The 2617-nt window shown below is 76.4% G+C and carries 4 protein-coding genes; all 4 read right to left on the bottom strand.

The features are described 5' to 3' along the window. Positions 1–192 precede the first annotated feature (192 nt). The gene (locus AC0CYZ_RS12580) at positions 193–873 is read right to left on the bottom strand and encodes a hypothetical protein (RefSeq protein WP_472215767.1); all 681 of its coding nucleotides are present in this window, start codon (positions 871–873) and stop codon (positions 193–195) included. Beyond that, positions 870–1040 carry a hypothetical protein gene (locus AC0CYZ_RS12575; RefSeq protein WP_472215765.1) on the bottom strand — a complete coding sequence of 57 codons (171 nt, stop codon included), beginning with the start codon at positions 1038–1040 and terminating at the stop codon, positions 870–872. Before AC0CYZ_RS12575 ends, AC0CYZ_RS12580 begins: the two co-directional genes overlap by 4 nt. Positions 1041–1117: 77 nt before the next feature. Then, entirely contained in the window at positions 1118–1528 is a 411-nt protein-coding gene (locus AC0CYZ_RS12570) for a hypothetical protein (protein WP_472215763.1), read from the bottom strand. A 150-nt stretch (positions 1529–1678) separates the two neighbouring features. Continuing rightward, positions 1679–2617, bottom strand: a 939-nt coding sequence (locus AC0CYZ_RS12565) for an ABC transporter ATP-binding protein (RefSeq protein ID WP_472215761.1), incomplete at its 5' end; no start/stop codon positions are given.

The following is a 2617-nucleotide window of genomic DNA, read 5'->3' as shown; positions in this document are numbered from 1 at the left end:
CTGACGATCGCGGTCGTCCTGCTGATCGGGGCGGTGATCCTGAGCCCGTTCCGGCGCCGTATCGGGGGCCCCGAGGGTGGTTCCGAGAAGGCCGCCGTCGGAGCGTGGTGGGTGATCGCAGGGGTCGTGATCGCGATCCTCGTGTCCTATCGCTAGGCAGTCGCCGCCGCCGGCGACCGCCTGCGGGGGCTGCTAGCGGATCTCGTCCGCCCCGCGTCGGGACGCTGAGCGCCGCCCGGCCCCGAACCAACGTCGGGACCCGGGCCGACCGCTGTCCGGGTGCCGCGGGCGGGTCCACTCCGGCATCCGCGCGGCGAGCCCGCCCTCGACCTCTTCGACGGGGCCGCGGAGCAGCGCGTCCGCCACGGCGGCCTCGGTGCCGAGCAGGGCGGCGAGCGTGCGCGTCGGGACCTCGGAGCGCAGCACCGGGACGCCGTACCGGCGGGCGAGCGCCGCGCGCTGCTCGGTGGCGATCGCGGGTCCGGTGACGACGAACCGCGGGTAGGCGTGCGAGGCCCGCCAGCCGCGGGTGCCCTCGACGACCTGGCCCCACAGCGCGACCGCGCCCAGCACCTCGTGGTCGGACGGCCCCCACTCGAGCACCCGCGGGTCGGCGACCGCGTAGAGGCCGCAGCCGCAGTGCTCGCTCGGCGGGGCGTGGTCGCGCGACCCGCACGAGGCGACGAACGGGCGACGGGCCGGCCAGGCCGACCCCGCGAGCGGGGCGATGAGCTCCGCCCGACGCTGCGCGCGCCGCCCGATGCGCCAGGTCCGCCATCCGAGGACGGCCGCGGGGACGTCGGGGACGCCGGCGGCGTCGGGCTCGGCGCCCGCGTCGGGCCGGGTCGATCCGGGAGGGATCGGGAGCGTCACGAAGCGCGGTCGGGGCGTCCGGCCTCGACGGCCTCGCGCTCGGGCCCGACCGCCGCCTGCGGCGCGCGCTCGGTGGCCGCGGGCTCGTGGGCCGGCACGGCCTCGCCGGGGACGGGTGAGCTGGCCGGTTCGGCGGTGAAGCGCCGGCGGACGGGTCCGATCTCCATGGCGGACACGCTGCCACCCCGGGCCACGAGGGGCCAGTGGTCGGCGCGTGACGCGGAGCCGGTTTCGGCGCGCGGCGTCAGCTCGCGGACCCGGCGGCGGCGGGGGAGTCCAGCACGATCGCCGTGCGCACCGGTACCCCGTCGAGCTGGCGGGGCAGGAGCAGCCCGACGTCGGGTGCGGTCGTGGCGACGACGAGCCCGTCGACGGCCGGGTGCTCGGCGTGGCGGCGCAGCCGCTGGGTCAGGGCGGCGTCCACGCCGTCGATGGCCAGCACGACGCCCACGGAGGCCTCGACGCGCGGGAAGGGCTCCGCGACGAGCAGGGACAGGCGCTCCCCGACGTCGAGCGGGAAGTTCCGCAGCGTCACCAGCCCGGCCCCGGTGAGGACGAGCGCGATCATGCCGAGCACCGACGTGGAGTCCAGGTGCGGGAACGCGGTGCCCTCGATGAGGTCGACGACGCGCTGAGTGAGGGGCTCGACGTACACGTCCCGCACCCCCGTCCGCCCGCGGCGTGCCGCCCCGCTGGCACACGCTGCCGGTAATCCTCCCCCGTCATCGTCCCCAGGGCGAGGGCCGCTCGGCCCAACGTGGGACGGATGGGTCGGGTGGGGCGGCGGCTCGGGCCGGGCTGCCGGTCAGTCGCCGCCGTGGTCCGCGGCGCGGGCGGCGAGCACCTTGCCGTCGGTGAAGCGGACCCCGTCGGCGCACCGGGCCTCGACCGCACCGCCGCCGAACTGCTCGGCGTAGAGCTGCGCGTACAGCCCGCCGCGGGCCAGGAGCTCGGCGTGGGTGCCCTGTTCGACGAGGCGGCCGCGCTCGAGCGCGAAGATCACATCGGCGGAGAGGATCGTCGAGAGCCGGTGCGCGATCGCGATCGTCGTCCGCCCGGACATCACGGTCTCGAGGGCCTGCTGGACGAGTCGTTCGCTGGTGGTGTCCAGCGCGGAGGTGGCCTCGTCGAGCACCAGGATCCGCGGGTCGGAGAGGATCACCCGGGCGATGGCGACGCGCTGCTTCTCGCCGCCGGAGAGGCGGTACCCGCGCTCGCCGACCATCGTGTCGTAGCCGTCGGCGAGGCCCTCGAGGTGCTCGGCGATGTTCGCCGCCCGGGCCGCGGCGCGGATGTCCGCGTCGGTGGCGTCGGGGGCGGCGTAGCGCAGGTTCTCGGCGACGGTCGCGTGGAACAGGTAGCTCTCCTGGGTCACCATCCCGACGAGCCCGGGCAGCGACGCCAGGGTGATCTCCCGGACGTCGACGCCGTCGAGGCAGACCGCCCCGGCGTCGACGTCGTAGAGGCGCGGCACGAGCGAGGACAGCGTGGTCTTACCGGCCCCGCTCGGCCCGACGATCGCCGCGAGCTGGCCGGGCGCGATGCGCAGCGACAGGTCCTCCAGCGCCCACGGTCCGGGCTCGGACGATCGACCCGGCTCGGCGTCGGTGGGGTAGCGGAACCACACGTCGCGCAGCTCGACCTCGCCGCGGGAGTCCGCCTTCGCCAGCGGGCGCGCGCGGGGGGAGTCCTGCAGCTCCGGGACGAGGTCGAGGTACTCGAAGATGCGCCCGAACAGCGCCAG

Source organism: Actinomycetospora sp. (genome assembly GCF_055612215.1).
This window is presented reverse-complemented; position numbering and strand designations above follow the sequence as displayed.

Bases quoted from the DNA above. Each gene is read 5' to 3' on its own strand.
- AC0CYZ_RS12575 (WP_472215765.1), bottom strand. From the start codon at position 1,040: ATGGAGATCGGACCCGTCCGCCGGCGCTTCACCGCCGAACCGGCCAGC.